The following is a 22352-nucleotide window of genomic DNA, read 5'->3' on the forward strand; positions in this document are numbered from 1 at the left end:
AGCGAACGATCAAAAATAGGCGTAATCCCATCAAAAAAATATTCTCAACCCAAAAAAGTTTGTGTAATACTTGTAACGCTACATGGAGATTAACTCAATCTAGAGGGTATTAATAATGAATCGTACTAAACTGGTACTGGGCGCGGTAATCCTGGGTTCTACTCTGCTGGCAGGTTGCTCCAGCAACGCTAAAATCGATCAGCTGTCTTCTGACGTTCAGACTCTGAACGCTAAAGTTGACCAGCTGAGCAACGACGTGAACGCAATGCGTTCCGACGTTCAGGCTGCTAAAGACGACGCAGCTCGCGCTAACCAGCGTCTGGACAACCAGGCTACTAAATACCGTAAGTAATAGTACCTGTTAATAAAATGGCGCACATTGTGCGCCATTTTTTTTGTCTGCGTCAAACCGCCTACTGCGTTACCTTCTCACCTTCGCCTTCCGCAACCGCCGCTGATACCCGACTGTTCTGCACCGACAGGACCGCACTGCCTGAAGATGGCGCATTGCCCGCTGATACGGCTACCGGGATACCTGCCCTGCGCGACAGCGCCTTATCAATAAGCGTTTTATCGCTGCCCGCCTCCCCTGCAAACGCGGTGAACGCCGCAGAGTGCGTGAACGATGCCGTCTGAGGGTTTTCCCCTTCGACCTGCGCCAGCGGCCTGTGCACTTCGATATAGCGTTTACCGTCCGGCTCTACGGAGAATTTAACCGGCTCATTGATAATCTGTACCCGCGTTCCGACGCGCACGTTTTCAAACAGCGCTTTAATATCCGGCGCGTTCATTCGCATACAGCCAGAGCTAACGCGCAGCCCTACGCTGTCCGGCGCGCTGGTACCGTGAATGAGATATTCCCCATTCCCGATGCCTAAACGCAGCGCATAGCGCCCCAGCGGGTTATTTGGCCCTGCGGGTACCACAGGCGGCAGTTTAATGCCCTGCGCCAGCGAGCGTGCTCTGATGCCCGCTGTGGGCGTCCACGTTGGGTTAGGGATTTTCTGACTCACGCGAGTGGTGCTGACCGGCGTTTCCAGCCCAAGCTGACCAATACCCAGCGGATAGACCTGCACGATATTTTCACCCGGCGGGTAGAAGTAAAGACGCAGCTCCGCCAGGTTCACCACGATGCCTTCTCGCTCGGTGTCCGGGAGCAGCATCTGGGACGGGATGGTGATCACCGTACCTGGCGCAGGGTTTACCGGCGCAATGGTATTATTCGCTTCAAGGATAAGCTGCGCCGCGGTATTAAACCGGCGGGCGATCGCCTGGAGCTTATTGTCCCCTTCCTGAATGGTGTACGTCTGATTTTGCCCAATCAGGCGGCTGCCCGCAGGCGGCAAAGGATAATCAACCGCCCGGGCTGAATTAAGCGCACCGAGCGAACCGAGGAGTAATAGAGTTATTAGAGACGCGCGCTTCATGCTGAGATTCCTTATTCACTGGCAGAACGCCAGAAAGCTGAAAAACCAGCGAGGTGGAAACCACCCCGCGAAACAGAATGAATGCTGTTCTGTAAGTTTAGCTAAGGATTGCGGCTTTGGCGCGGATAGCGCGGATCATCGCTTCCAGCCCCTGGGAGCGGGACGGAGTGAGGTGCTGGGTTAAGGCCATTTTTTCAAACCACGGGCGGACGTCAAAGGCGACAATATCCTGCGCCGACATCTGGTGATAAAGAATAAACACGACGGCAATCAGCCCCTTTACGATGGCAGCGTCGCTGTCGCCCTGAAATTCTATCGCCCCGTCGTCATTCTGCCGCATCAGGATCCACACCTGGCTCTGGCAGCCCTGAATGATGTTGTCCGGGTTATGCGCCTCTTCGCCGAGCGGCGGCAGGCGCTGACCCAGTTCGATGATATAAAGGTATTTCTCTTCCCAGTTTGCGCAACGCCCAAAGTTGCGCAGCAATTTATCTCTGTCCGGCAATTCTGCCATCTCTCGCCTCTCCGTTAGCCAAGCAGCTGGTGAATACGTTTTAGTCCCGCCACCAGCCTGTCGACCTCTTCCATTGTGTTGTACATCACCAGCGACGCGCGGCACATCGCGGGCACCTGATAAAAGGCCATCAGCGGCATTGCACAGTGGTGCCCTGTGCGCACGGCGACGCCGTAATTATCGAGGAAACTGCCCACATCGTAGGCGTGATGCTTCCCGAGGTTAAACGCTATTACGCCAAGACGGTCTGCCGGGCCGTATAAGGTTAAATCCGGGACGCCGGCAAGCTCGTGCAGGGCGTACTGCATCAGCTGCCGCTCGTACTCCTGAATAGCCTCCAGCCCCGCTTCAGAGACGTAGCTAAGGGCCGCTCCCAGCCCGACAATCCCGCCCGTGTTTGGCGTACCCGCCTCAAAGCGCCACGGCGCGCGGGCGTAGGTTGTGCCTTCCGTCAGGCTGACGGTGGCGATCATCGCCCCGCCCCCTTCCCACGGCGGCATGGCCTGGAGAATGTCCTCTTTTACGTACAGCACCCCGATGCCCGTCGGGCCATAGAGCTTGTGGCCCGAGAAGACGTAGAAATCGCAGTCCAGCGCCTGAACGTCAACCGCATGGTGCATAACCGCCTGCGCCCCGTCAATCAGCACCTTCGCGCCAGCCTGGTGGGCCTTATCGACGATCTGCGCCACCGGGTTTTCCGTCCCCAGCACGTTTGAAACGTGGGTTACGGCCACCAGCCGCGTCCTGTCGTCCAGCAGTGCATCCAGCTGCTCCAGCTGCAGCGTGCCGTCTTCGTTCAGCGGGATCGTCCGCAGCTGGGCACCCACGCGCTCACAGAGCATCTGCCACGGCACGATGTTGGCGTGGTGCTCCATCTGGGTGATGATGATGTTGTCACCCGCACGCACCTGCGCGGTGCCCCAGCTGTTGGCCACCAGGTTGATCCCTTCGGTGGTCCCGCGGACGAACACCAGCTCTTCCGGCGAACGCGCGTTGAGGAAGGCCGCCGCCTGCGTACGCACGTTTTCCATGCGCTGCGTCGCTTCGGCGCTCAGGGTGTGAATACCGCGGTGCACCGCCGCATAACCGTGGCGGTAAAATTCCGCTTCCGCATCCACCACCTGGTTCGGTTTTTGCGCGCTGGCCGCACTGTCGAGATAGGCCAGCGGCAGGCCGTTTACCTCACGGGTCAGCACCGGAAAATCTGCCCGGATCTTCTCTACGGGGAACGTCATGCTTCGCCTCCAGGCAGACGCTGGCCGATGCGGGCCAGCACCTGCTGTTTAAGTGCGCCATCGGGCAGCGCTTCCGTCAGCTCGGCCGCAAAGGCGTAAATAATCATCTTTTGCGCCGCCTGCTGGTCTATCCCGCGCGAGCGCAGGTAGAACATCTGCTCATCGTCAATGCGCCCGACCGTCGCGCCATGGCTGCACTTCACGTCGTCGGCGTAGATCTCCAGCTGCGGCTTAGTGTCGACTTCCGCCAGACGCCCCAGCAGAAGGTTATTGTTGGTCATCTGCCCGTCGGTTTTGATGGCGTGCTGCGCCACGTTGATCAAACCGTTAAACACCGCACGCCCTTTGTCGCTGACGATAGTTTTGTGCAGCTGGCGGCTGTTGCAGTAGCCTTTGTTGTGCTCAAGCCAGGTACGCGTGTCGCACACTTCCGATTTGACCGGCATCGCCAGGCTGTTAATGCGCAGCGTGGTGTTTTCTCCGTTCAGCCGGGTGCTGGTATTGTGGCGCAACACCGCCCCGCCGAGCAGGAAGCTGTGGCTGTACGCCGCGGCATCCTGGCCAAGCAGCACATCGTTGTGGGCAAAGTGGTGGCTGAGCGGATTCTCAAACGCCAGCTTGATATGGTGAAGCTGCGCATTGGCGGCCACGTTCATCGTCAGGCGCGAGCCGGTGAAGTGGCGAGTATCGTTAAGGCTGACGTAATGCTCGATTACCGTCGCCTCCGCCCCTTCTGACAGCTCAAGATGATGACGATAGTGGGCGGTGTTGATCTCGTCACCCTCAACGCCCTGCGTGATGTGCATCAGCAGCAGCGGCTTCGCCGGGCGCTGGTTACGCTTCACCCGAATATGCGTCACGCTGCGGGACAGGCTCTCGGTCAGGTGCAGGAAGACCTCAGGCTGAACCGGGGCGCTCAGGCTCTGGCGCTCGTCGTTAATCTCGATATCGAACCCGCTGCCCTGCACGCTGTCGCTCAGCTCGGCCCGGAACTGGCCGTCGACAAACACCAGACGCGCGGCATCCACGCTTAGCGCCAGCGCGTCGCGCCTGTCAGGGCTAACCTGCGCCAGACGCGTAACAAACTCGCCGTTCAGCAGGCCGTCCAGCGGAGTATATTTCCAGTTTTCATGCTTGCGCGTAGGCAGGCCGAGACGCAGCATCTGCTGAAGATGGTGCTGAGCCTGTTCAGAACGCGATTCGCCCTGCGCTTCAAACAGCCGGTGCCACTGCTGGAGTGCATTACTGCTGTTCGGTAAGCCAGCCATAACCCTGCTCCTCCAGTTGTTTAACCAGCGTAAAGTCGCCGGATTTCACAATGCGCCCCTGGTAAAGCACGTGGACGTAGTCGGGCTTGATGTAGTCCAGAATACGCTGATAGTGGGTGACGATAATGAATGACCGTTTGCCGTCGCGCAGGGAGTTCACCCCGTCAGCGACGATCTTCAGGGCATCGATATCCAGACCGGAGTCCGTCTCGTCGAGAATGCACAGCTCCGGCTCAAGCACCGCCATCTGGAGTATATCGTTGCGCTTTTTCTCACCGCCGGAGAAACCCACGTTCACCGAGCGGGTCAGCAGATCTTCCGGCATTTTCAGCAGCCCGATCTTCTCCTCCATCAGGTCCTGGAAATCAAAGCGATCCAGCGCCTCCAGGCCGCGATACTTGCGCACCGCGTTCAGCGCGGTTTGCAGGAAGAACTGGTTACTGACGCCCGGAATTTCTACCGGATACTGGAAGGCCATGAAGATCCCCTCACCGGCTCGCTCCTCCGGCGACATCTCCAGCAGATCTTTACCGTTAAACTCAACGGAGCCGTGGGTGACTTCATAATCTTCGCGTCCCGCCAGCGTCGCTGAAAGCGTGCTTTTCCCGGAGCCGTTTGGCCCCATAATGGCGTGAACTTCACCCGGCTTAACGTCAAAATTGAGGCCACGCAGGATGGCTTTGTCTTCCACGCTAACCTGTAAATCTTTAATGCTTAACATGTGCTTTCCTTAACCGACGCTGTGTTCAAGACTAATGGCGAGGAGTTTCTGGGCTTCAACGGCAAATTCCAGCGGTAGTTCAGAGAACACGTCCTTACAGAAGCCGTTAACAATCATTGAAATCGCATCTTCTTCACTTATCCCGCGCTGCAGGCAGTAGAAAAGCTGGTCTTCACCGATGCGCGACGTGGTGGCCTCGTGCTCAAGCTGGGCGCTGTTATTGCGGCACTCGACGTACGGGAAGGTATGCGCCCCGCAGTCGGCACCAATCAGCATCGAGTCGCACTGGGTGAAGTTACGCGCGTTGGTGGCCGTCGGCATAATTTTCACCAGCCCGCGGTAGCTGTTCTGGCTGTGCCCGGCGGAGATACCTTTGGAGATGATGGTCGATTTAGTGTTTTTACCGATGTGGATCATCTTGGTGCCGGTATCGGCCTGCTGATGTCCGCTGGTCAGGGCCACGGAGTAAAACTCACCGATGGAGTTATCCCCGCGCAGAATGCAGCTCGGGTATTTCCAGGTAATGGCGGAGCCGGTTTCTGACTGCGTCCAGGACATCTTGCTGTTTTCGCCTTCGCACAGCGCGCGCTTGGTGACGAAGTTCAGGATCCCGCCGGTATTCCCGTCGCCCGGGAACCAGTTCTGCACCGTGGAGTATTTCACTTCCGCGTCTTTATGGATGATGACTTCCACCACCGCCGCGTGCAGCTGGTAGCTGTCGCGTACCGGCGCGGAACAGCCTTCAATGTAGCTGACGTAGCTGCCTTCGTCCGCCACCAGAATGGTGCGTTCAAACTGGCCGGTTTTTTCCGCGTTGATGCGGAAATAGGTCGACAGCTCCATCGGGCAGCGCACCCCTTTCGGCACGTAGATAAAGGTGCCGTCTGAGGCTACCGCCGCGTTCAGCGCCGCGAAGAAGTTGTCGTTACTCGGTACCACGGTGCCGATATACTTTTTCACCAGCTCCGGGTGGTCGTGAATGGCTTCGCCGAAGGAGCAGAAAATGATCCCCTGCTCCGCCAGCTTTTCACGGTAGGTCGTTGCCACCGATACGGAGTCAAAGATGGCGTCCACCGCCACCTCTTTACCCTCACGCACGGGCACGCCGAGCTGGTTAAACGCCTCTTCCACCTCTTTGCTCAGGAAGCTGTTATCCGCGCCCGTTTGCTGTACCGCACCGGGCTGCGACGCGCAGGTGTCATCACAGCTGCCGCAGGATGGCGCGGAGTAATAGCTGTAATCCTGATAGTTCAGCTTGTCATAGTGCGCCTTAAGCCAGTGTGGTTCGTCCATCTCCAGCCAGGCGCGGAAGGCGCTGAGGCGAAATTCCAGCATCCACTCAGGTTCGTTACGCTTGGCCGAAATGGCGCGCACGACGTCTTCATTAATGCCTTTCGCCAGCTCGTCGGTTTGCAGCTGCGTGAAGAAACCCTCTTTATAGTTGAGGTGTCCGCCGCTCCAGGTGTTTACATCACTCGTTGCTTCAGTATTACGAGACATAGTACCGCCTATACCCCAAAGCTTTCGCCGCAGCCGCATTCGTTCTGGGCTTTCGGGTTATGAAATTTGAATAACTGGTTTAAACCTTCCCGAACGTAATCGACTTCAGTTCCGTCGATAAACGGCATGGCCTGAAGCGCGACGTACAGTTTTGCTCCGTCGGTTTCAAAGACCAGGTCATCTTTTTCGGGCTCGGTAACGGTGTCCAGCACGTAGCCAAAGCCCGCGCAGCCGGTCTGCTTAACGCCCAGGCGCACGCCGAGGATATCGGGGTTTTTCCCCACCAGCTCGTGTATGTGGGCCGCTGCCGCAGGCGTGAGCGTCAAGCCACGCCAGGCGAAATCGGCCGGATTGAAGGTTTCTGAATGCAGTTCCATAGGTCCACCTCATCTGATAAGCCACCAGGGCATAACACCATGTTAGTGATAACGATTATCACTTCAACCCCCTGCGAGCAGGGGCTTTGGGCTAAACCGCCCTTTTTGGCTACTTTCATTAAGCATAGACCCTGTGACGGGATGCGGATGGGATGGTTATATTTGTTCAATACATTGATAAATAATGCATTTCATCAGAAAGATCGTGGCGTGGCAGGCAAAAAGAAAAAATGCATTGAAAATACCTATTTTTGAGATAGATATTGTTCAGGACTGAAGAAGGAAATGCGTAAACAAAAAAGGCCCTGACGGACCCCCTTAATTTAGTGGTGGAACGATACCGCAAAGCCCTGTTCACGCCAGTGGTCGAGCTGCTCCTGCTGGCGAGGCGTCGGCGCTTTACCTGTCCAGACGAATATTTTTTGCCCCGGGAAGAGTTCCGGGCGCGGAGAATCAATCGGTTCAGCCAGTACGTCAATGTGCCAGCCTTTACCGGCAAGACGCGCCGCTTCCAGCCACAGGTGCGTACGGTCGTCGCATTCCCACCCTACCAGCAGCGCGTCTTTACCCGCTTTTTTTCGCGCGTCCAGCAGGCTTGTGACGGCAAACTCGATCAGGACGCCGTCGAGCAGGCTCGCCATATGGCGCACCGTATTCTGATCCTGGTTCATTCGCTGTCGTACCGGGGTAATGATGTTATCGATCAGGGCGTCCATCGCATGATCGCGGCGGAACTCGCCGATTTTGGCGCGCAGCTTTGCCGGGCTGGCATAGCGCAGAACGGTCAGCATCTCTTCCTGGAAGGATGCCCAGTTCCCCTGCGTCATCACTTCTTTATTTTCAAGAAGGGCTTTTACTTTGCCGACCGAAATGCCCGTTTTCATCAGGCGTTTGATCTCTTCGATACGCAGGATATCCTCATCGTCAAACTGACGATGACCCCCTTCGCTGCGCTGCGGCTTCAACAATCCATAACGGCGCTGCCAGGCACGCAGCGTAACGGGGTTGATACCGCATCGTTCGGCCACTTCGCCGATACTGTAATAGGCCATTAACTCCCTCACGCTCAATACTTCCATACCTAACCTAACCAACCTTATCAGATTGTACAAACCATTTGTATAACTAACTCCTCGTTCTGAGCAAGTGAATGGCTCAATGAGCCATTCACTCGTTAATATATTGTTGTATAAATTTTGCCGTACGTACAGGTAACTCTTGCGGGTTGAGTACAAGTTTTTAAAAATCGAACTTTTTCTCAGGCCACGCAATCGCCGGAATACCGCCAAGACGCGGGCTGGCAAACAGGTGTCCCTGGAACTGAGAAATCCCGGCAGACTCCAGCCACATCCACTCTTCTGCCAGCTCGACGCCTACGGCACAGAACTGGATCTCCAGCGAAGCGCAGCACTTGATTATCGCCTGCACGATGGCCTGACGCGGGCCGCTCTTGTGTACGTTAGCGATTAAATCACGATTAATCTTAATTCTGTCCGGCTGGAACTCGGCAAGCAGCTGTAGCCCGGCAAATCCGGCCCCAAAGTGATCGATGGCCACGCTGATGCCGGCGCTTTTGAGCTGTCGGACCGCACTGGTAAACTCTTCGAAACGCGAGATCGCCTCACGCTCGGTAAATTCAACCACAATCTGCTCCGGCACAAATCCGTTCGCCTCGATTGCCGTAAGTAAAAAATCCACGGCTCCGGGAACGTTCACCAGCGTCATCGGCAGCAGGTTGATGCACAGCGTTTGATCCTGCAAGCCCAGCGCGCTGGCCATCGACAGCGCCACCTGCTTGCTTTTCAGATCCGAGTCGTACAGCGCCTCGCTCGACTGGTTAGCAAAGTACGCTTCAGGGGAATCACCGTCGGGCGTGCGGATCAGCGCTTCCCAGGACACCACCTGCTGCATAAAGGGATCGACGATAGGCTGAAACGCGAAGCTACACTCCGCCCCCTTTGGCACGACCGCGGGCTGGGACGACAGCGCCGTCTCTTCGCTGACAAAATCCCAGGAGTCTGCCGGAGGCAGCTCAAAATAGTTCGCTTTTTCAGTCGCCTCAACGAACGTGCGGAAAAACTGCAGGGCACGGTCGCTGTAGGTCAGCTGATACTTTGTCGTGCCTTTATCAAGCACCTGTTGCAGCACTTCGTCCGTGTCGTACTGACGAAGGTCAAAAAGCTCCATACCGGCGTTGCCAAACCGTCGTAAGGGGCCGTGATCGCTCAGCAGCTCGACCACGTTGTGGTGTCGCGGATCCTGGCAGATGAGCTGATAGATTTCCCTGACGTTTTCAGCGGGCCCTTCCAGTAACTGGAAAAAGTGGGTGCCGTTAAACAGCAAAATCCCCGTCACATCGAACTGGCGATTTCTACAATTTGCAGCAGCTACCATGTCCTCCAGCGCTTTCACTGGAACGTCCTCGCAGATATGGCTGCGGTAAATGATGGTCGTTAGCATGCTAATCCTGAAGGTAGAGGGGGTGACCACGAAGCTCGTGGATAGCGCTCTGTTATAGCATATTTATTGCCCAACAAATAATTTACATCTCAATGATTTAAACAGCACCCAGGTAACATTTGGCAGTTTGTACAACTCCAGGTCCCCGCTTCGGATTGTACAATATATTCTCGGGTGGACGCTTAAAATTACTCATCAGTAACACCCTGATAAATAATAAGATTATAAAATATATTATAAAATGTTTAAAAAATTGTACATTTTAAATGTACAGATTTGAAAATTATGTATACCTTAAATGTAACGTTACTGATTACAGATTTTTACAGGAGCGAAACATGCACCAGAATGGTTACGTCGCAGACTCAGCAGCAGCCATTGCGCAGTACTTCGAAAAAGCCGCGCTGCCAACCCAGCAGGAAACGCTGGGTCAGGTTGTTGTTGAAATTCTTAGCGACGGGCGGAATCTCAACCGCAAATCGCTCTGCACCAAACTTTTGAGCCGACTCGAAAAGGCCAATGGCCCGGAAGAGGAACAACATTATCACATGCTGCTTGGTCTGCTGTTCGAACGTTAATGTTATGAACAGTGGAGACGCAGACAAACTTATCGACCTGCTTATTGGAGAAGCCGTTCTTTCACTTCTGAAGGAGCGAGGATCCGTGACGTCCGGTGGGTTGATTAAGCGGCTGCGTGACATGCAGGCATATGAAACGGATCCCCGGCGGCGGGAGACGCTGGCGACGGTAATAGCTGAAATCAGCTCAGACACGGTCGCTTTTAAAGGTCGCAGAACCGCGCAAGGACGAACAGAGAGAGAGGGAACTCTCCAGTCTAAACAAGACAATGTAGTGCCCTTATTTGGTAATGGAAAACCGTCCGATTCCAAAAAGATACATTGACTACTACTTCACAGCTACGGTGAGAACAAATGAGACAAAATATTCAGCTTCAACCCGAATACCATTCCGCCTTTTTAGATAGCGCGTTGTCGGAGTATTTCCGCCACGCCGGCGATCGCTTTGCTGAAGAATCTGCCATTTTTTCAACTGCGGTACGTTGTGTTCTCGCATCCGAAGGTCATCTGACCAACAAGGCGATCATCCTCTGGCTGATCCAGACGCTGGAAACTACCGATGATGTCGTTAAGGCGGACGTGATCCGCAAGACGCTGGAAATCGTTGTCGGCTATACCATGGACGATCTGTAATTATCCCGCTTTGTTACTGATACCACATTCTGAAGGCTCGCACAGCGAGCCTCTTGTTCTGACCACACTTCATAGCCGCTTAGCTCAGCAAAAGCGTAGACGATTCTGCCCCCCATCAGGCCCGGTTATTTTCCAGATAATCACGAAGCAGGTTCGGACGGCTCTTTTTCTCCATCATCCGTCGCAGCAGGACTACCAGCTCGTAATCACTTCGCAGGTTAAACTTCTGCATCATCATATATTTGTGGGTAAAGACCGTTTTGTCGCTCATCTTTAGCGCGCTTGCGGTTTGCACAACCGAAAGGCCCCGGTAAAAGTTCACCATAATACGAATCTGCTGCCGGGATAAATCCTTATGCCTGCACTCAAAGCAGGATTTTTTACTCCAGGCGTAGTCCGGTAACTGCGTCCTGAACCAGGCGATAAACAGAGCGCCGCCAATACGATCGAGCGATGTCCGGCGGGGAATGAAAATGATGTCCTGAAAGCAGGAGGGCAACGCGGTAAATCGCAGCTCATCGTCGACCATCCCAATCACAATCCCCTTTTGCCGGGACAGCAGCTCTGGAAAACAGGTCAGCATCTCCCCCTGGCATAATGAAAGGACGATGATATCGGCCTGGCTGACGTTGTCATGGGTCAGGTCGAGGGTAAAGCGGATACGATGATGAAAGTTATGCGCAAAAAAATCTTCGAAAAAATACCGTAACCCGGCCTGGAAAAACAGATCGGTTTCCTGAATCAGAATCGTTAACATCGTTGATACCCACGTCTTTAATGAAGGCTATTCACCTGCGCTCAGTTGTACTGCATCGTCATGACAACCACTGCACTGATGCTTCCCGGCGTGACGCCACCGGTCACGGAAACCACCGAGGCCTGCATGGGCAGGATCGCGGTTCCGTCTGCGGCAACGGTTTGGCTCATAGCGGAGCCTGTTCCCTTCAGCGTACCGGTTCCGGCGTCACGCATGGCAATCGCCACGCCGGTGGCCGAACCGCTGTTCCTGAAGTAATCCGCGCCCGCCACGGGATCGGATGTGCCGGTAAACGAGACCGTCACGCCGCGCGTTCCCGACGGGCACCGGGTGAAGCGGAGGCTGAACGGCACCGGATCCGAGGCTGAGCCCGGCATCGCCAGGTTGGTTGCCTGAATATTGCCCAGATTAATATCCAGACTATTATTTCCTTCATTAAAGATACACGGGGAGGCAATGATATTTCCGGTAACGCTGACGTTAACGCTCTCCCCTGCAAATACGCTACAGCTGATTAAGACGGCGGCGTGCGCAACCGTGCGCAGTATATTCATCGCTTTATCCATTACTGGTACGTTAAATCAAGGGTTGCTGATGCGTTAGCTCTACCGGTAGTAACAGTAGGCTGGGTCTGATAATAACGTGCGGTTACAGGAAAGGTTTCCTGACCACCAGCAGATCGTTTCAGAACAATTCGGCTGTTTAACTCTAGCGGGGCTCCATTGTATAATAATTGCACGCCGACACCTTTCGCCACATCCAAACTCCCCTGTCCAGTCAAGGCTAATACGCTTCTGGCACCTGCGTCAGGGTTTTGCACGCCCTGTAACATGACGTTGATATTAGCGTTGGCGTCGCAATCAAGGCCTAAAGTCTGCGTATTTTGCGCGCCAGATGGAACTGTACCTACCGTACTTCCAAAACTCGCTGCTGAAATATCGCCTAAAGGAAAACTTAAATCAGGCGTTGTGATTGAACACGCTAGTTGAGTCACCTGATTACCTGTAAAGTTGACCACTAACGATTGAATTCCATCATCTCCATATGCCTTTGCCAGTAATCCAGAACCGATCGCGCCTGAGGTGATTTCGCCCGTCTTTATTAAAGTGACTTCCAACGGAGCAACAACCGTGATTGTCGGTGATGATACTGAATACTGTCTGATTTTTGAAAAATACCAACCTGCAGACGTAAACCTCAAGCCGATCCCAACGCCGGGGACATTCGTATTATAATAGTTAGGTATTGTCGAAGGATTACTAAACTTAATCATCTCATACGTTATCGTCCCCGTGCCTGTACAATAATCGATATCACCCGTCCCATTAGTAATAAAACTACTTATCACGGTTCCTGCTGGCGCGTCACGTTGAACGTATACCGCGGGCTGCTGTATGTTAAACGGTTGCGCTGGTTCAAATCCCTCTCCCTGATAGTTACAGTCTGCTTCAACAGGCACAGAACATAACCATAAGAATGAAGGAATAAATCGCCAACGCAGCCTATGTTTATTTTGATAACACATTATTCGTCCTCAACTACAATTAAAAGCAACGACAGAAATAGCGGTAAATTTATCTTTTTCATTGATTCTGTAGTTGACCCGACATTGCTCTGAATCTTCATTACCCCATTTCACCAACAACGTTCCGTTTGGGCTCAATCCAGTCAAATAAACCTGGCCTTTATCCCCTACGATAAAACTGCTCTCGCTATTTGTGGCAGTCGCGATAGCGCCAAACGGTACAGGCTCTCCACCGCTGTGATGAAGCGTCATTAACACCCGCATACCCACTTTTGCTACATAATCCGCTCTCACCACCGCACCACGAGTCGGTATCACTGTCTTATTGGTCAGCTCCAGCTCCACGTCATCCGGGAGCGTATCGGTCCTCAGCGCCACGTCGTTCTTACGGTACGGCGTCAGGTTGCTCACTGCTGTGTACCCCCGCCAGTCGGTTTTTGCCCCGCTCTGATTCTGGATACTCACCCCTACCGCCCCGGGTGCTTTTACCAGCACACTGGTCTCACCCAGCGGTTGCGAGAAGGTAACCCCGTCGGCGTGGGCAATTATTCCACCCTGTAATCCATAGTTCAGACGATCGCTACCCTTGTCATAACCGTAGCCAGCATAGGCCTCACCATAGGTGCCTTTGAAATCAACGCTGGCGTTTCCGGTATAGCCCACGGCATCGGTTCCATGGCCTTGCTGCACGTTCCAGCTGAGAGCGTTGTTCTCAAGCGCAGTGCCGTTCAGTCCAACGCTGTGCGTAGTGCCGTTGTTCTTGCTGGCGTTTATGCTGTAGTTAACCCACGTACGCGGCAGGAAAGCCTCTAATGGGATGCTTACGCTCAATGCAATCTGCCGATCTTTGCCGTAGCGGGTTGTACGGCTGTAGCTGTCGGTACTGCCATTTTTACTAAAGGTATAGGTGATTCCGTAGTTCACGCTCTGCCAGGCGTTGTTATACACGGCGCTGTAAGACGCAATGGTTTTATCTGAATTCCAGTAATCTTCACGTACGGCGCTAAGCGTAAGCGCCCCCAGGTTCTGACCAATATTCTGGCTCATCGTCAGCTCAGCGCGGTTGCGACGGCGATTCTGTAATGCGCTATTGTCACTATAGTTATCCAGGACTTCCTGCATGCCGTAGTAGCCGCTGGTTGAATAGCGGTAGCCAGCAATGGCGAAATGGGTTCCCGTCCCGACAAAGTTCTTGCTGTAGCGAATACGCCAGGACTGCCCGCTGTTTCTCTGCATGTTCTGTGATGTTGACCACGCCTGGGTTACATCCGTTGAGAAGGCACCAAAGTCGCCCAGGTTTTTACCCATACCGGCAGCCAGAGAATGATATTTACTCGACTCCTGGAGACCGCCGTACAGGGTCAGGCCATACGGCAAGCCGTAGATCCCGGTCAACTGGCTGAACAGGGTTTGATCTGCATCGTTGTTAGTGGAGCGGTACTGGCCTCCGGTTATAGCAAACTTGAAGCGCCCCTCTCGCTGTAGTACCGGCAATGAAGCAAAGGCCACGCTGAAGCGCTGCTCGCTGCCGTCACTCTCTTTCACGGTGACATCGAGATCGCCCGCACTTCCAGTTGGATAGATGTCAGTAATTTCGAAGGCCCCGGGAGCCACGTCGCTCTGGTAAATCTGATAGCCATTCTGGTGAATGATCACCTGTGCATTGGTACGCGCAATACCGCGCACCACTGGGGCATAGCCTTTCAATGAGTCCGGCATCATGTCGTCGTCAGAGGCAAGCTGCACGCCGCGAAAGGGAATACTGTCGTACACGTCCGCCTGAGAGGCACCGTCCCCGGTTGTGAGCTGCGCTTTTAGTGGAACGATCGCCCGCTGAGCGTAGACGTAGACATTGTCCCATTTTCGGTTTCCGTTGCTATCGCGGGTCCAGGTGGCATAGTTGCGGATCCGCCATGGACCGACGTTAATTCCGGAACGCAGGTTGGCGTACAGGCTGTTAGCGTTGCTGCCATGTCCCCAGTTATTCGAGCCGCTTAGGCTGTAGTTAAGCAGCGCAGCGGCGATCCCTTCATCCCACATTTCTGGCGGCACGTATCCGCGTGCCTGCGCTGACAGCGCCGCCTGTGGAATACCGATCGCCAGCTGCTGTACAGTGAAAACGAGCTCGGTGGAAGCCTGAGGGATCGCCGATAGCTTTGCACATTCCCCCCCCGAAGCCAGATCGGGAAATAGTCCGGTTTTAATTCCCCAGCTGTTGAGCTGTGCCACGCTCAGGCAGGGCTGCAAAATCGTCTCGCCTTCTGCATTTTTTACCGCGTCGAATTTAATCTCACGCGTATCGACAATCTGCCCGCCGATAAGAACATCAACCCGATACGTGCCGGGCAGCTGGGAGCCGGCCTCAAACGCAGAGAGGTCAGCACCCTTCATGCCTGGATTATCAAGCTCAATCAACTCCGGGTTAAAATATTCATTTGCATAAGCAGCTGAAGCGAGCGCAGTAGCGATTAAACAAGCAAGGGCCGCCAGTTTAAATAAAACTGCCTGCTTATTAAGCTTATTCACCACGTTGCTCCATCCGGACGAAATATAGGTGTTTTGTCACAGTGCCTTTCAAAGTCTGGCGTTATGTACCTTTCCGACACCACCGTAATCGTTTATAATTTTGAAGGTTACCGTTTCACCGGTAATGCCTTTCGGCAAATCAAATCGCGCGCTAGCCCCTGGAAGCACATAGGTTACGTCCTCAAGCTTTTTACCATTGATGCTGATTTCATTGAAATTCATGACTACCTTCGTCGGGTTAATTACCTGAATCTGACTCCCGCTACGCCGCCAGGTTAAATTATCTGCCAGCTCTTCAGGAATGACACCTTTCAGCGCAGCTGGACGGTAAATCAGCTTAATGCGTGTTTTCACCGCTATTTGCAGCGCGTTATTTTTTCGCGACGCAGCAGGAATAGATTTGATGTTTAGCCAGTAAAGTGACTCTTTATCCTGAGCAACTGAACCCGCTAATACGATACGCTCCACGTTCTGCTGCCCTTTATCAAGGCGATACAGCGGTGGCGTAATAATAAAAGGCGTTTTCTCAGCGCTCCCATTTTGCGATTCCACCCACGACTGAATTAAATAAGGCGATGAGTCCGGGTTAGTGACGCTAACAGAAGATTCCTTTTTATTGCCATCATAAACGACACGCGTCCCTCCAATTATCACGCCAGCATTTACCTCTGAAATACCGACAGAAAGAAACACGCAGGCAACGACAGTTTTACTCGGAAAATGCATTTTATTCCTCAATAACGAAGGGGCCGACCAGACCGGCCCCCGAAGGCTTCCGTCAGGAAAAATCAGTTATAGACGACGGAGAAATTAGCCACAGAATTTGCGGGGCCAGCCGTTACCGGTGACGCCGTTGAAACGTACTGCGCGTAAAAGTTCAGCGTATTGTCAGCCGTGCTGCTGAGCGCGTAGGTATAGCCGTTGCTGCCGTGTAACGGCAGGTCGGCTTTGTCTGCCGTCATCAGGTTAATCGCCACCCCTGTTGCCGCGCCCGCCAGGGAGGTATCCACCGCCAGCAGGCTGGAATTGGTTAGATCCGGCGTACCGTCAAAACGTACTTTTGCACTGTTGACCGTCACCGGGCAGTTTTTCAAAATAATATTGAACTGTGTCGCCGCCGTTCTGGCACCCGCTGCCGAGAATTCCGTTTTATTATAATCGCCCAATACCACTACCTGATTCTGCGATGCCACATCGACGTCGCAGGCGGAATCCAGAATATTACCGTTAAAATTAACGGTGCCGGCCGCGGCGAAAACGTTGGTCATGCTCAGTAAAGAACCTGCCGCAAACATTGCCATCATCAAATTTTTATTCATAGTGCTCTGTCCTGTGTCGCTTTTATTGACCACTTATATTCAGGCAAAAAAAATAATGCCCGTCGATGAGTTAAAATTTATACAACTCTATTTCGGCGCACAATCAATTTTAAGGTCTAGCTGTAGACCTCCGTTTAACAAAAACAAAACACATTCATGCAGAAATAACGTAAGATTCTTTTCCCCGGTCTACTTTTAGACTTGAGTTAAAAGATTTTATAATTCAATAAATTAATTCCTGAATACGACCGAGTCTATAATTAGACCCGCTGAAAACGTTCCCTGGCTTACTGTTTTTTAAGATAATTCTCTATACCGATCAAAAAATGATCGCACCAGTGAGTGAGGTCTCTTATGAACACCCGAATCGCGCCTGAGTCGGTCAAGGAAATATCGACGGTGGCTGGCGCTAAACCTGTTAAGCACATTGAAAAAATCATCGACAGCGTATTTCCCCATGCGGAACGACGCATTATGGCTAAAGGGGACGTTATTCATTATTACTCCGGCGAGATCCGCCTGTGCTTTTTGCTGTTACACGGCAGCGTTGCGCTGCACCGTCGCGGTGACGGCATCGTGTTAAATTCTGAATCTGCGCCATTTATTCTCGGCGTAAGCAGCCAGTTTTCTTCAGAACACCTGTACGTCCGGGCGCTGGAAACGTCCGAAGTGGCCAGCGTTTCGCTGGAGCGCTTTAACAGCGTGGTGGCGCAGCAAAATTTGTGGGAGCCTTTCTCGAACCTGCTGATCTATACCGCATCGCGCGTCTATGAGCATTGCGCCCAGATATCGCAGATGTCGGCCTACGACATTATCCGCTTTCAGCTCGTCGAGCTGATGCAGGAGCCGGAGGCAATAAGACAGAGTATTACCGCTGCGGCCTATATCAAAAGCCGGACCTACCTGTCGCGCAGCGGCATTATGCGGATCCTGGCGGAGCTGCGCACGGGAAAATACATCACCATGGAGCGTGGCGTGCTGATAGCGATCCATCACTTACCCCGCAGGTACTGACGCGCTATTTATATCTGGTGAAGGCGTAAAAGAAGAGCGACACTATAGAGAGTTCAGTCTTTTTCCAGGTTTACGCTATGTTGTCTGATAAGCCATCGCATCGCGGATCTCCCTATGCAGAGGAGCTCATTTCTCACTTACGGCCGCACTGCACCCTGCACAAATCCGGGCCCGGCGAGCAGTTCGATCTCCAGGTCAACGGCCAGAGCATGTGTTATTTGATCCTTGAGGGTACCATCGCGATATACAGAAGAAGCGACAATATGATGCTGTCGACGGCCCGCAGCCCCGCCCTTTTTGGCCTCGCAAACCTGACTGACGTCTATTTCAACGATTATCTTCGCACGGTGACGCCCTGCCTGATCGGCGTGCTCACAACCGAGCGGGTAGCTGCAATCATCAAAGAGAACGCGTTGTGGGGGCTGCTCTCTAACCAGCTGATGTTCGTCTATAACCGCCTCTACCACAACGTTATGCCGAAAGGCGCGCCCACGGCGTACGAGATGATTCGTCAGCAGCTGATGAAGCTGATGGAGGAAGACGACAGCTACCGGCGCAGCGTGCCGGCGGAAAGGTATATCAGAGATAAAACCCAGCTGTCCCGAAGCGGCGTGATGCGCATTCTGGCCGACCTGAAAACGGGTGGATACATCGAAATGGAAGAAGGCAGGCTTATAAAAATCAACAAACTTCCCGCCAGATACTGAATGGCAGAGACAAAAAAGGCCGCTTCGCGGCCTTTTCTTCAGTGCTTAATGGACGTGAACGCCCAACCGCCAGGCAAAGTAGATCTCTTCTTTCAGCTCGTTTGAAGAGAGCGCCAGCAGGTCCGTAAATTCCAGCTCAAGCTGTTTCAGCTTTTTCAGGTACTGTGCCGGAGACAGGTTGCTGTTATCGCGACGTAAATATTCAATTGCCAGTCGTGTTGGGGTTATTTCAGTATCCATGATGTCCTCGCTTATGTATAAAACGCGACCAGTATATCACAACCAGGTGGCTAATTTTTGACCAAAAGCAAGACATCTGGAAACTTTACACAACTGCCGTCGTTAGCCTGGACGAACAGCACAGCCGCTCCTGCTCATCCAGAATATCAATCTGCCACACCTGATGACGGCTTCCGGCGTGCAGCGCGCGGCAGACGCCGCGCACGCGCCCGCTGCGAACGGAGCGGATATGGTTGGCATTAACCTCCAGGCCTACCACCTTCTGCTCCCCTTCCGTACACAGATAGCCCGCGACCGACCCCAGCGTTTCGGCCAGCACGACGGACGCGCCGCCGTGCAACAGGCCAAACGGTTGATGGGTTCGGCTGTCTACCGGCATCGTCGCTTCCAGCTCGTCGTCGCCAATGCGCGTGAAGCGGATGTCCAGCAAACCGACCATATTCTCCGCGCCCATGGCGTTTAAGGCTTCCAGCGTGACCGCACGTTTCCAGATCATCCCATTATCTCCAGTAAAGCCTGCAACGGATGGCGTACGCCGTTACCCTCCACGCGTTTGACCTGACTGCGGCAGGAATACCCCGTCGCCAGACAGCGGTTGCGCGGCAGGCGCTGCATCGCCTGATGCCAGGACAGCTCATAAATACCGAGCGAGCTGGCGTGGTTTTTCACTTCATGCCCGTAGGTTCCGGCCATACCGCAGCAGCCCACGCTGACGCTTTCCAGCTTCGCGCCAAAGCGGGCAAAGATGGACGCCCACTGGGCAGGCGCCGTCGGCAGCGCGGTAACTTCAGTACAGTGCCCAAACAGATACCAGGGTTCACCGCTGGCTTCCTGAGGCGCCGTTTGTTCCAGCACCCCAGGCAGCCATTCGTGCACCAGCAGGACGTGAAAATCACCGCGCCTGTCGCCGAGCGTCTGCCTGTACTCATCCCGGTAACAGAGCACCAGCGCCGGATCGACCCCAACCATGGGCATGCCGAGCTGCGCCACGCGGTTCAGGAAGTCAGAGGTCTTGCGCGCGGTCTTCGCAAAGCGGGTCAGGAAGCCCTTAATGTGCTGCGCCTTGCCGTTCGGTGAGAACGGCAGCACGACCGGCTGATAGCCGATTTTTTCGGCCAGGCGGACGAAATCGGCCACCACCTGCGCGTCGTAATAGCTGGTAAACGGATCCTGCACCACCAGCACTACCTTCGCCTTCTGCTCCGGGCTTAACGCTTCCAGCTGTTCCAGGGTCATGTTCGCCGAGCGGTGTCCCACCAGCCGACGCTGCAACGATGGCGTTGACAGCAGCGGCAGATCCACCATGCCGATATGTTTTTCAGAGAGCCTGCGCACCAGCGGCTGATTGATAAAGAAGTTAAAGGTCTTTGGCGCGCGCGCCATAATCGGCGCGTAGCTTTCCACCGTCGCCACCAGATGATCGCGCATCGGGCGCAGGTAGCGCGTGTGGTACAGCTGGAGGAAGCGCGAACGGAACTCCGGCACGTCAATTTTAATCGGACACTGGGTCGAGCACGCCTTGCACGCCAGGCAGCCGGACATCGCCTCTTTCACTTCGTGCGAGAAATCGTATTCGCCTTTATTCGCATGCCAGCTGTTGCGGGTGCGTTCGATAAGCCCGCGCAGGCTGGCGCGTTTTTCCGGCAGCTCCTGCTCCAGCCTGAGCGGATCGATGCCGCGATCGGCCAGCAGGCGCAGCCATTCGCGCACCAGCGTCGCACGCCCTTTCGGGGAGTGGATACGGTTGCTGGTGATTTTCATTGACGGACACATCGGGCTTTTCACATCGAAGTTGAAGCACAGCCCGTTGCCGTTACACTCCATTGCGCCGCGCCAGGAGGAGCGGACCGCAATCGGGATCTGGCGGTCATAGGTGCCGCGCTTAACGGCGTCTACCTGCAGCATGGGCGCATCAACGCCCTCCGGCGGGCAAATCTTACCCGGATTGAGGCGGTTATCCGGGTCGAACGCGGCTTTAACCTTGCGCAGCTCGGCGTAGAGCTGCTCGCCAAAGAACGCCGGGCTGTACTCGGCGCGGAAACCTTTGCCGTGCTCGCCCCACAACAAACCGCCGTATTTTGCGGTCAGGGCAACCACCTCGTCGGAGATCTCCTTCATCAGGATCTCCTGCTGCGGATCGCACATGTCCAGCGCCGGGCGTACGTGCAGCACGCCGGCGTCAACGTGTCCGAACATGCCGTAGCTCAGGCCATGGCCGTCGAGCAGGGCCCGGAACTCCACGATGTAATCCGCAAGGTGCTCCGGCGGCACGCAGGTATCTTCCGCAAACGGAATCGGCTTGGCCGCGCCTTTGGCGTTGCCGAGCAGCCCTACCGCCTTTTTACGCATCGCGTAGATACGCTCAATGCCGGAGAGATCGTTACACAACTGCCAGCCAATTACGCCGCCTTCGCCCTGAGCAATCAGCTCGTTCAGACGCTGGCAGAGGGTATTTACCTGGCTCTCGATGAGCTCTGCGTCATCGCCGGCAAATTCGACGATGTTCAGGCCAAGCATCTCTTTATCCGGCACGTCGGTAATCAGTTCGCTCACCGAATGCCAGACGATATCTTCCCGCGCCAGATTCAGCACTTTTGAATCGACGGTTTCCACCGACAGCGCCCGCGCCTCCACCATAAACGGCGCGTTGCGCAGGGCCGAGTCAAAGGAGTTGTATTTGACGTTCACCAGGCGGCGCACCTTCGGCAACGGGGTGATGTCCAGCCGCGCTTCGGTGATAAAGGCCAGCGTGCCTTCTGAACCGGTCAGCACGCGGGTGAGATCGAACTGGCTGAGGTCGTCATTAAAGACGTGACGCAGGTCGTAGCCCGTCAGGAAGCGGTTGAGCTTAGGGAATTTTTCGAGGATCAGCTCGCGATTATCGCGGCAGCGCTCCAGCACGGTGCGATAAATGCGCCCGCTGGTGGTGCTCTCTTTTGCCAGCGTTTCGGCCAGCTCGACCGGCATCGGCCGGGTGTCCAGAATATCGCCCCCCAGCAGCACCGCCCGCACGCCCATGACGTGATCGGAGGTTTTACCGTAGACCAGCGAGCCCTGCCCGGAGGCATCGGTATTGATCATCCCGCCAATCGTCGCGCGGTTACTGGTGGACAGCTCCGGGGCAAAAAAATAACCATACGGTTTTAAGAACTGATTCAGCCGATCTTTGATTACCCCCGCCTCCACGCGCACCCACCCCTCTTCAGGGTTGATCTCAATGATGCGGTTCATATAGCGGGACATATCGATGATGATGCCCTGATTCAGCGCCTGCCCATTGGTGCCCGTACCGCCGCCGCGAGGGGTAAAGACCAGAGTCGCGAAGCGCTCCTGCGACGCCAGGCGGGCGATGAGCGCCACATCGGCGGTAGAGCGCGGGAAAACGACGGCATCGGGAAGAAGCTGGTAGATACTGTTATCGGTCGCCATCGTCAGCCTGTCGGCGTAGCAGGTGGCGGTATCACCTGTAAAACCCTGTTGCTCCAGTGCCTGCAAAAAATTAAGCACCAGCTGAACGACGCCAGGTGCCTGAGAAATCTGTGGGATCATTA

At 54.5% G+C, this 22352-nt stretch carries 24 protein-coding genes; 6 read left to right on the plus strand and 18 right to left on the minus strand.

Annotation, left to right across the window (positions count from 1 at the left end):
• Window positions 1-115: 115 nt before the first annotated feature.
• Window positions 116-352 (plus strand): murein lipoprotein Lpp, encoded by a 237-nt coding sequence (gene lpp / locus IM304_RS02620; RefSeq protein WP_001082307.1) that lies wholly within the window; start codon window positions 116-118, stop codon window positions 350-352.
• A 61-nt stretch (window positions 353-413) separates the two neighbouring features.
• On the opposite strand, the gene IM304_RS02625 is transcribed toward lpp, so the two are convergent.
• The 9 genes from IM304_RS02625 to IM304_RS02665 all read right to left on the minus strand — a co-directional run bounded on the left by IM304_RS02625 (window position 414) and on the right by IM304_RS02665 (window position 9502).
• Window positions 414-1427, minus strand: a complete 1014-nt coding sequence (locus tag IM304_RS02625) for a L,D-transpeptidase family protein (protein WP_193356221.1) — start codon at window positions 1425-1427, stop codon at window positions 414-416.
• Between the two features lie 97 nt (window positions 1428-1524).
• Window positions 1525-1941 (minus strand): cysteine desulfuration protein SufE, encoded by a 417-nt coding sequence (sufE, locus tag IM304_RS02630; protein ID WP_176610537.1) that lies wholly within the window; start codon window positions 1939-1941, stop codon window positions 1525-1527.
• Between the two features lie 14 nt (window positions 1942-1955).
• Window positions 1956-3176: a cysteine desulfurase SufS gene (sufS, locus tag IM304_RS02635; protein ID WP_193356222.1), complete on the minus strand. Its 1221-nt coding sequence runs from the start codon at window positions 3174-3176 to the stop codon at window positions 1956-1958.
• Complete coding sequence (sufD, locus tag IM304_RS02640; RefSeq protein ID WP_193356223.1) at window positions 3173-4444, minus strand: Fe-S cluster assembly protein SufD; 1272 nt, start codon at window positions 4442-4444, stop codon at window positions 3173-3175. Before sufD ends, sufS begins: the two co-directional genes overlap by 4 nt.
• Entirely contained in the window at window positions 4419-5165 is a 747-nt protein-coding gene (gene sufC / locus IM304_RS02645) for a Fe-S cluster assembly ATPase SufC (RefSeq protein ID WP_148418979.1), read from the minus strand. The genes sufD and sufC overlap by 26 nt, the downstream gene beginning before the upstream one ends.
• A gap of 9 nt (window positions 5166-5174) precedes the next feature.
• Window positions 5175-6665, minus strand: coding sequence for a Fe-S cluster assembly protein SufB (gene sufB / locus IM304_RS02650; RefSeq protein ID WP_148418981.1), 1491 nt, complete (start codon window positions 6663-6665; stop codon window positions 5175-5177).
• Window positions 6666-6673: 8 nt separating this feature from the next.
• Window positions 6674-7042 (minus strand): Fe-S cluster assembly scaffold SufA, encoded by a 369-nt coding sequence (gene sufA, locus IM304_RS02655; RefSeq protein ID WP_148418983.1) that lies wholly within the window; start codon window positions 7040-7042, stop codon window positions 6674-6676.
• Window positions 7043-7365: 323 nt separating this feature from the next.
• Entirely contained in the window at window positions 7366-8094 is a 729-nt protein-coding gene (locus IM304_RS02660; protein WP_148418987.1) for a MerR family transcriptional regulator, read from the minus strand.
• 187 nt (window positions 8095-8281) lie between these two features.
• Window positions 8282-9502: a diguanylate phosphodiesterase gene (locus IM304_RS02665; RefSeq protein ID WP_148418989.1), complete on the minus strand. Its 1221-nt coding sequence runs from the start codon at window positions 9500-9502 to the stop codon at window positions 8282-8284.
• A gap of 338 nt (window positions 9503-9840) precedes the next feature.
• Between IM304_RS02665 and ycgZ the strand changes: the two genes are divergently transcribed.
• The 3 genes from ycgZ to IM304_RS02675 are packed head-to-tail and all read left to right on the plus strand — an operon-like array spanning window position 9841 to window position 10713.
• Window positions 9841-10080, plus strand: coding sequence for a regulatory protein YcgZ (ycgZ, locus tag IM304_RS02670; protein WP_193356224.1), 240 nt, complete (start codon window positions 9841-9843; stop codon window positions 10078-10080).
• Window positions 10081-10084: 4 nt separating this feature from the next.
• Complete coding sequence (locus IM304_RS22205; RefSeq protein ID WP_227009725.1) at window positions 10085-10405, plus strand: hypothetical protein; 321 nt, start codon at window positions 10085-10087, stop codon at window positions 10403-10405.
• Window positions 10406-10434: 29 nt separating this feature from the next.
• Window positions 10435-10713, plus strand: coding sequence for a biofilm/acid-resistance regulator YmgB/AriR (locus IM304_RS02675; protein WP_022647868.1), 279 nt, complete (start codon window positions 10435-10437; stop codon window positions 10711-10713).
• Window positions 10714-10828: 115 nt separating this feature from the next.
• On the opposite strand, the gene IM304_RS02680 is transcribed toward IM304_RS02675, so the two are convergent.
• From IM304_RS02680 to IM304_RS02705, 6 genes are all read right to left on the minus strand, one after another.
• Window positions 10829-11470: a LuxR C-terminal-related transcriptional regulator gene (locus IM304_RS02680; RefSeq protein WP_193356225.1), complete on the minus strand. Its 642-nt coding sequence runs from the start codon at window positions 11468-11470 to the stop codon at window positions 10829-10831.
• A 41-nt stretch (window positions 11471-11511) separates the two neighbouring features.
• Entirely contained in the window at window positions 11512-12024 is a 513-nt protein-coding gene (locus IM304_RS02685; protein ID WP_193356226.1) for a fimbrial protein, read from the minus strand.
• A gap of 11 nt (window positions 12025-12035) precedes the next feature.
• Window positions 12036-12929 carry a fimbrial protein gene (locus tag IM304_RS02690; RefSeq protein ID WP_322091053.1) on the minus strand — a complete coding sequence of 298 codons (894 nt, stop codon included), beginning with the start codon at window positions 12927-12929 and terminating at the stop codon, window positions 12036-12038.
• Between the two features lie 75 nt (window positions 12930-13004).
• Window positions 13005-15521, minus strand: a complete 2517-nt coding sequence (locus IM304_RS02695; protein WP_193356228.1) for a fimbria/pilus outer membrane usher protein — start codon at window positions 15519-15521, stop codon at window positions 13005-13007.
• A 48-nt stretch (window positions 15522-15569) separates the two neighbouring features.
• Complete coding sequence (locus IM304_RS02700; protein ID WP_193356229.1) at window positions 15570-16247, minus strand: molecular chaperone; 678 nt, start codon at window positions 16245-16247, stop codon at window positions 15570-15572.
• A gap of 62 nt (window positions 16248-16309) precedes the next feature.
• Window positions 16310-16840, minus strand: coding sequence for a fimbrial protein (locus tag IM304_RS02705; RefSeq protein ID WP_193356230.1), 531 nt, complete (start codon window positions 16838-16840; stop codon window positions 16310-16312).
• A gap of 354 nt (window positions 16841-17194) precedes the next feature.
• Between IM304_RS02705 and IM304_RS02710 the strand changes: the two genes are divergently transcribed.
• Complete coding sequence (locus IM304_RS02710; RefSeq protein WP_176610547.1) at window positions 17195-17854, plus strand: winged helix-turn-helix transcriptional regulator; 660 nt, start codon at window positions 17195-17197, stop codon at window positions 17852-17854.
• A gap of 77 nt (window positions 17855-17931) precedes the next feature.
• Window positions 17932-18561: a helix-turn-helix domain-containing protein gene (locus IM304_RS02715; protein WP_193356231.1), complete on the plus strand. Its 630-nt coding sequence runs from the start codon at window positions 17932-17934 to the stop codon at window positions 18559-18561.
• 45 nt (window positions 18562-18606) lie between these two features.
• Here the strand turns inward: IM304_RS02715 and IM304_RS02720 are convergent, their stop codons facing one another.
• The 3 genes from IM304_RS02720 to IM304_RS02730 form a co-directional block, all read right to left on the minus strand.
• Window positions 18607-18801 (minus strand): YdiH family protein, encoded by a 195-nt coding sequence (locus IM304_RS02720; protein WP_148419009.1) that lies wholly within the window; start codon window positions 18799-18801, stop codon window positions 18607-18609.
• A gap of 85 nt (window positions 18802-18886) precedes the next feature.
• A complete protein-coding gene (gene menI, locus IM304_RS02725) occupies window positions 18887-19297 on the minus strand; it encodes a 1,4-dihydroxy-2-naphthoyl-CoA hydrolase (protein WP_148419010.1) in 411 nt (136 codons plus the stop codon).
• Window positions 19294-22350, minus strand: a complete 3057-nt coding sequence (locus tag IM304_RS02730) for an FAD-binding and (Fe-S)-binding domain-containing protein (protein WP_193356232.1) — start codon at window positions 22348-22350, stop codon at window positions 19294-19296. The genes menI and IM304_RS02730 overlap by 4 nt, the downstream gene beginning before the upstream one ends.
• Window positions 22351-22352: the final 2 nt, after the last annotated feature.

It is taken from the genome of Enterobacter cloacae complex sp. P40C2 (assembly GCF_014930695.1).
In the GTDB taxonomy this organism is placed as follows: Bacteria; Pseudomonadota; Gammaproteobacteria; order Enterobacterales; family Enterobacteriaceae; genus Enterobacter; species Enterobacter pasteurii.

Bases quoted from the DNA above. Each gene is read 5' to 3' on its own strand.
- lpp (WP_001082307.1), top strand. From the start codon at position 116: ATGAATCGTACTAAACTGGTACTGGGCGCGGTAATCCTGGGTTCTACT.
- IM304_RS02625 (WP_193356221.1), bottom strand. From the start codon at position 1,427: ATGAAGCGCGCGTCTCTAATAACTCTATTACTCCTCGGTTCGCTCGGT.
- sufE (WP_176610537.1), bottom strand. From the start codon at position 1,941: ATGGCAGAATTGCCGGACAGAGATAAATTGCTGCGCAACTTTGGGCGT.
- sufS (WP_193356222.1), bottom strand. From the start codon at position 3,176: ATGACGTTCCCCGTAGAGAAGATCCGGGCAGATTTTCCGGTGCTGACC.
- sufD (WP_193356223.1), bottom strand. From the start codon at position 4,444: ATGGCTGGCTTACCGAACAGCAGTAATGCACTCCAGCAGTGGCACCGG.
- sufC (WP_148418979.1), bottom strand. From the start codon at position 5,165: ATGTTAAGCATTAAAGATTTACAGGTTAGCGTGGAAGACAAAGCCATC.
- sufB (WP_148418981.1), bottom strand. From the start codon at position 6,665: ATGTCTCGTAATACTGAAGCAACGAGTGATGTAAACACCTGGAGCGGC.
- sufA (WP_148418983.1), bottom strand. From the start codon at position 7,042: ATGGAACTGCATTCAGAAACCTTCAATCCGGCCGATTTCGCCTGGCGT.
- IM304_RS02660 (WP_148418987.1), bottom strand. From the start codon at position 8,094: ATGGCCTATTACAGTATCGGCGAAGTGGCCGAACGATGCGGTATCAAC.
- IM304_RS02665 (WP_148418989.1), bottom strand. From the start codon at position 9,502: ATGCTAACGACCATCATTTACCGCAGCCATATCTGCGAGGACGTTCCA.
- ycgZ (WP_193356224.1), top strand. From the start codon at position 9,841: ATGCACCAGAATGGTTACGTCGCAGACTCAGCAGCAGCCATTGCGCAG.
- IM304_RS22205 (WP_227009725.1), top strand. From the start codon at position 10,085: ATGAACAGTGGAGACGCAGACAAACTTATCGACCTGCTTATTGGAGAA.
- IM304_RS02675 (WP_022647868.1), top strand. From the start codon at position 10,435: ATGAGACAAAATATTCAGCTTCAACCCGAATACCATTCCGCCTTTTTA.
- IM304_RS02680 (WP_193356225.1), bottom strand. From the start codon at position 11,470: ATGTTAACGATTCTGATTCAGGAAACCGATCTGTTTTTCCAGGCCGGG.
- IM304_RS02685 (WP_193356226.1), bottom strand. From the start codon at position 12,024: ATGAATATACTGCGCACGGTTGCGCACGCCGCCGTCTTAATCAGCTGT.
- IM304_RS02700 (WP_193356229.1), bottom strand. From the start codon at position 16,247: ATGCATTTTCCGAGTAAAACTGTCGTTGCCTGCGTGTTTCTTTCTGTC.
- IM304_RS02705 (WP_193356230.1), bottom strand. From the start codon at position 16,840: ATGAATAAAAATTTGATGATGGCAATGTTTGCGGCAGGTTCTTTACTG.
- IM304_RS02710 (WP_176610547.1), top strand. From the start codon at position 17,195: ATGAACACCCGAATCGCGCCTGAGTCGGTCAAGGAAATATCGACGGTG.
- IM304_RS02715 (WP_193356231.1), top strand. From the start codon at position 17,932: ATGTTGTCTGATAAGCCATCGCATCGCGGATCTCCCTATGCAGAGGAG.
- IM304_RS02720 (WP_148419009.1), bottom strand. From the start codon at position 18,801: ATGGATACTGAAATAACCCCAACACGACTGGCAATTGAATATTTACGT.
- menI (WP_148419010.1), bottom strand. From the start codon at position 19,297: ATGATCTGGAAACGTGCGGTCACGCTGGAAGCCTTAAACGCCATGGGC.
- IM304_RS02730 (WP_193356232.1), bottom strand. From the start codon at position 22,350: ATGATCCCACAGATTTCTCAGGCACCTGGCGTCGTTCAGCTGGTGCTT.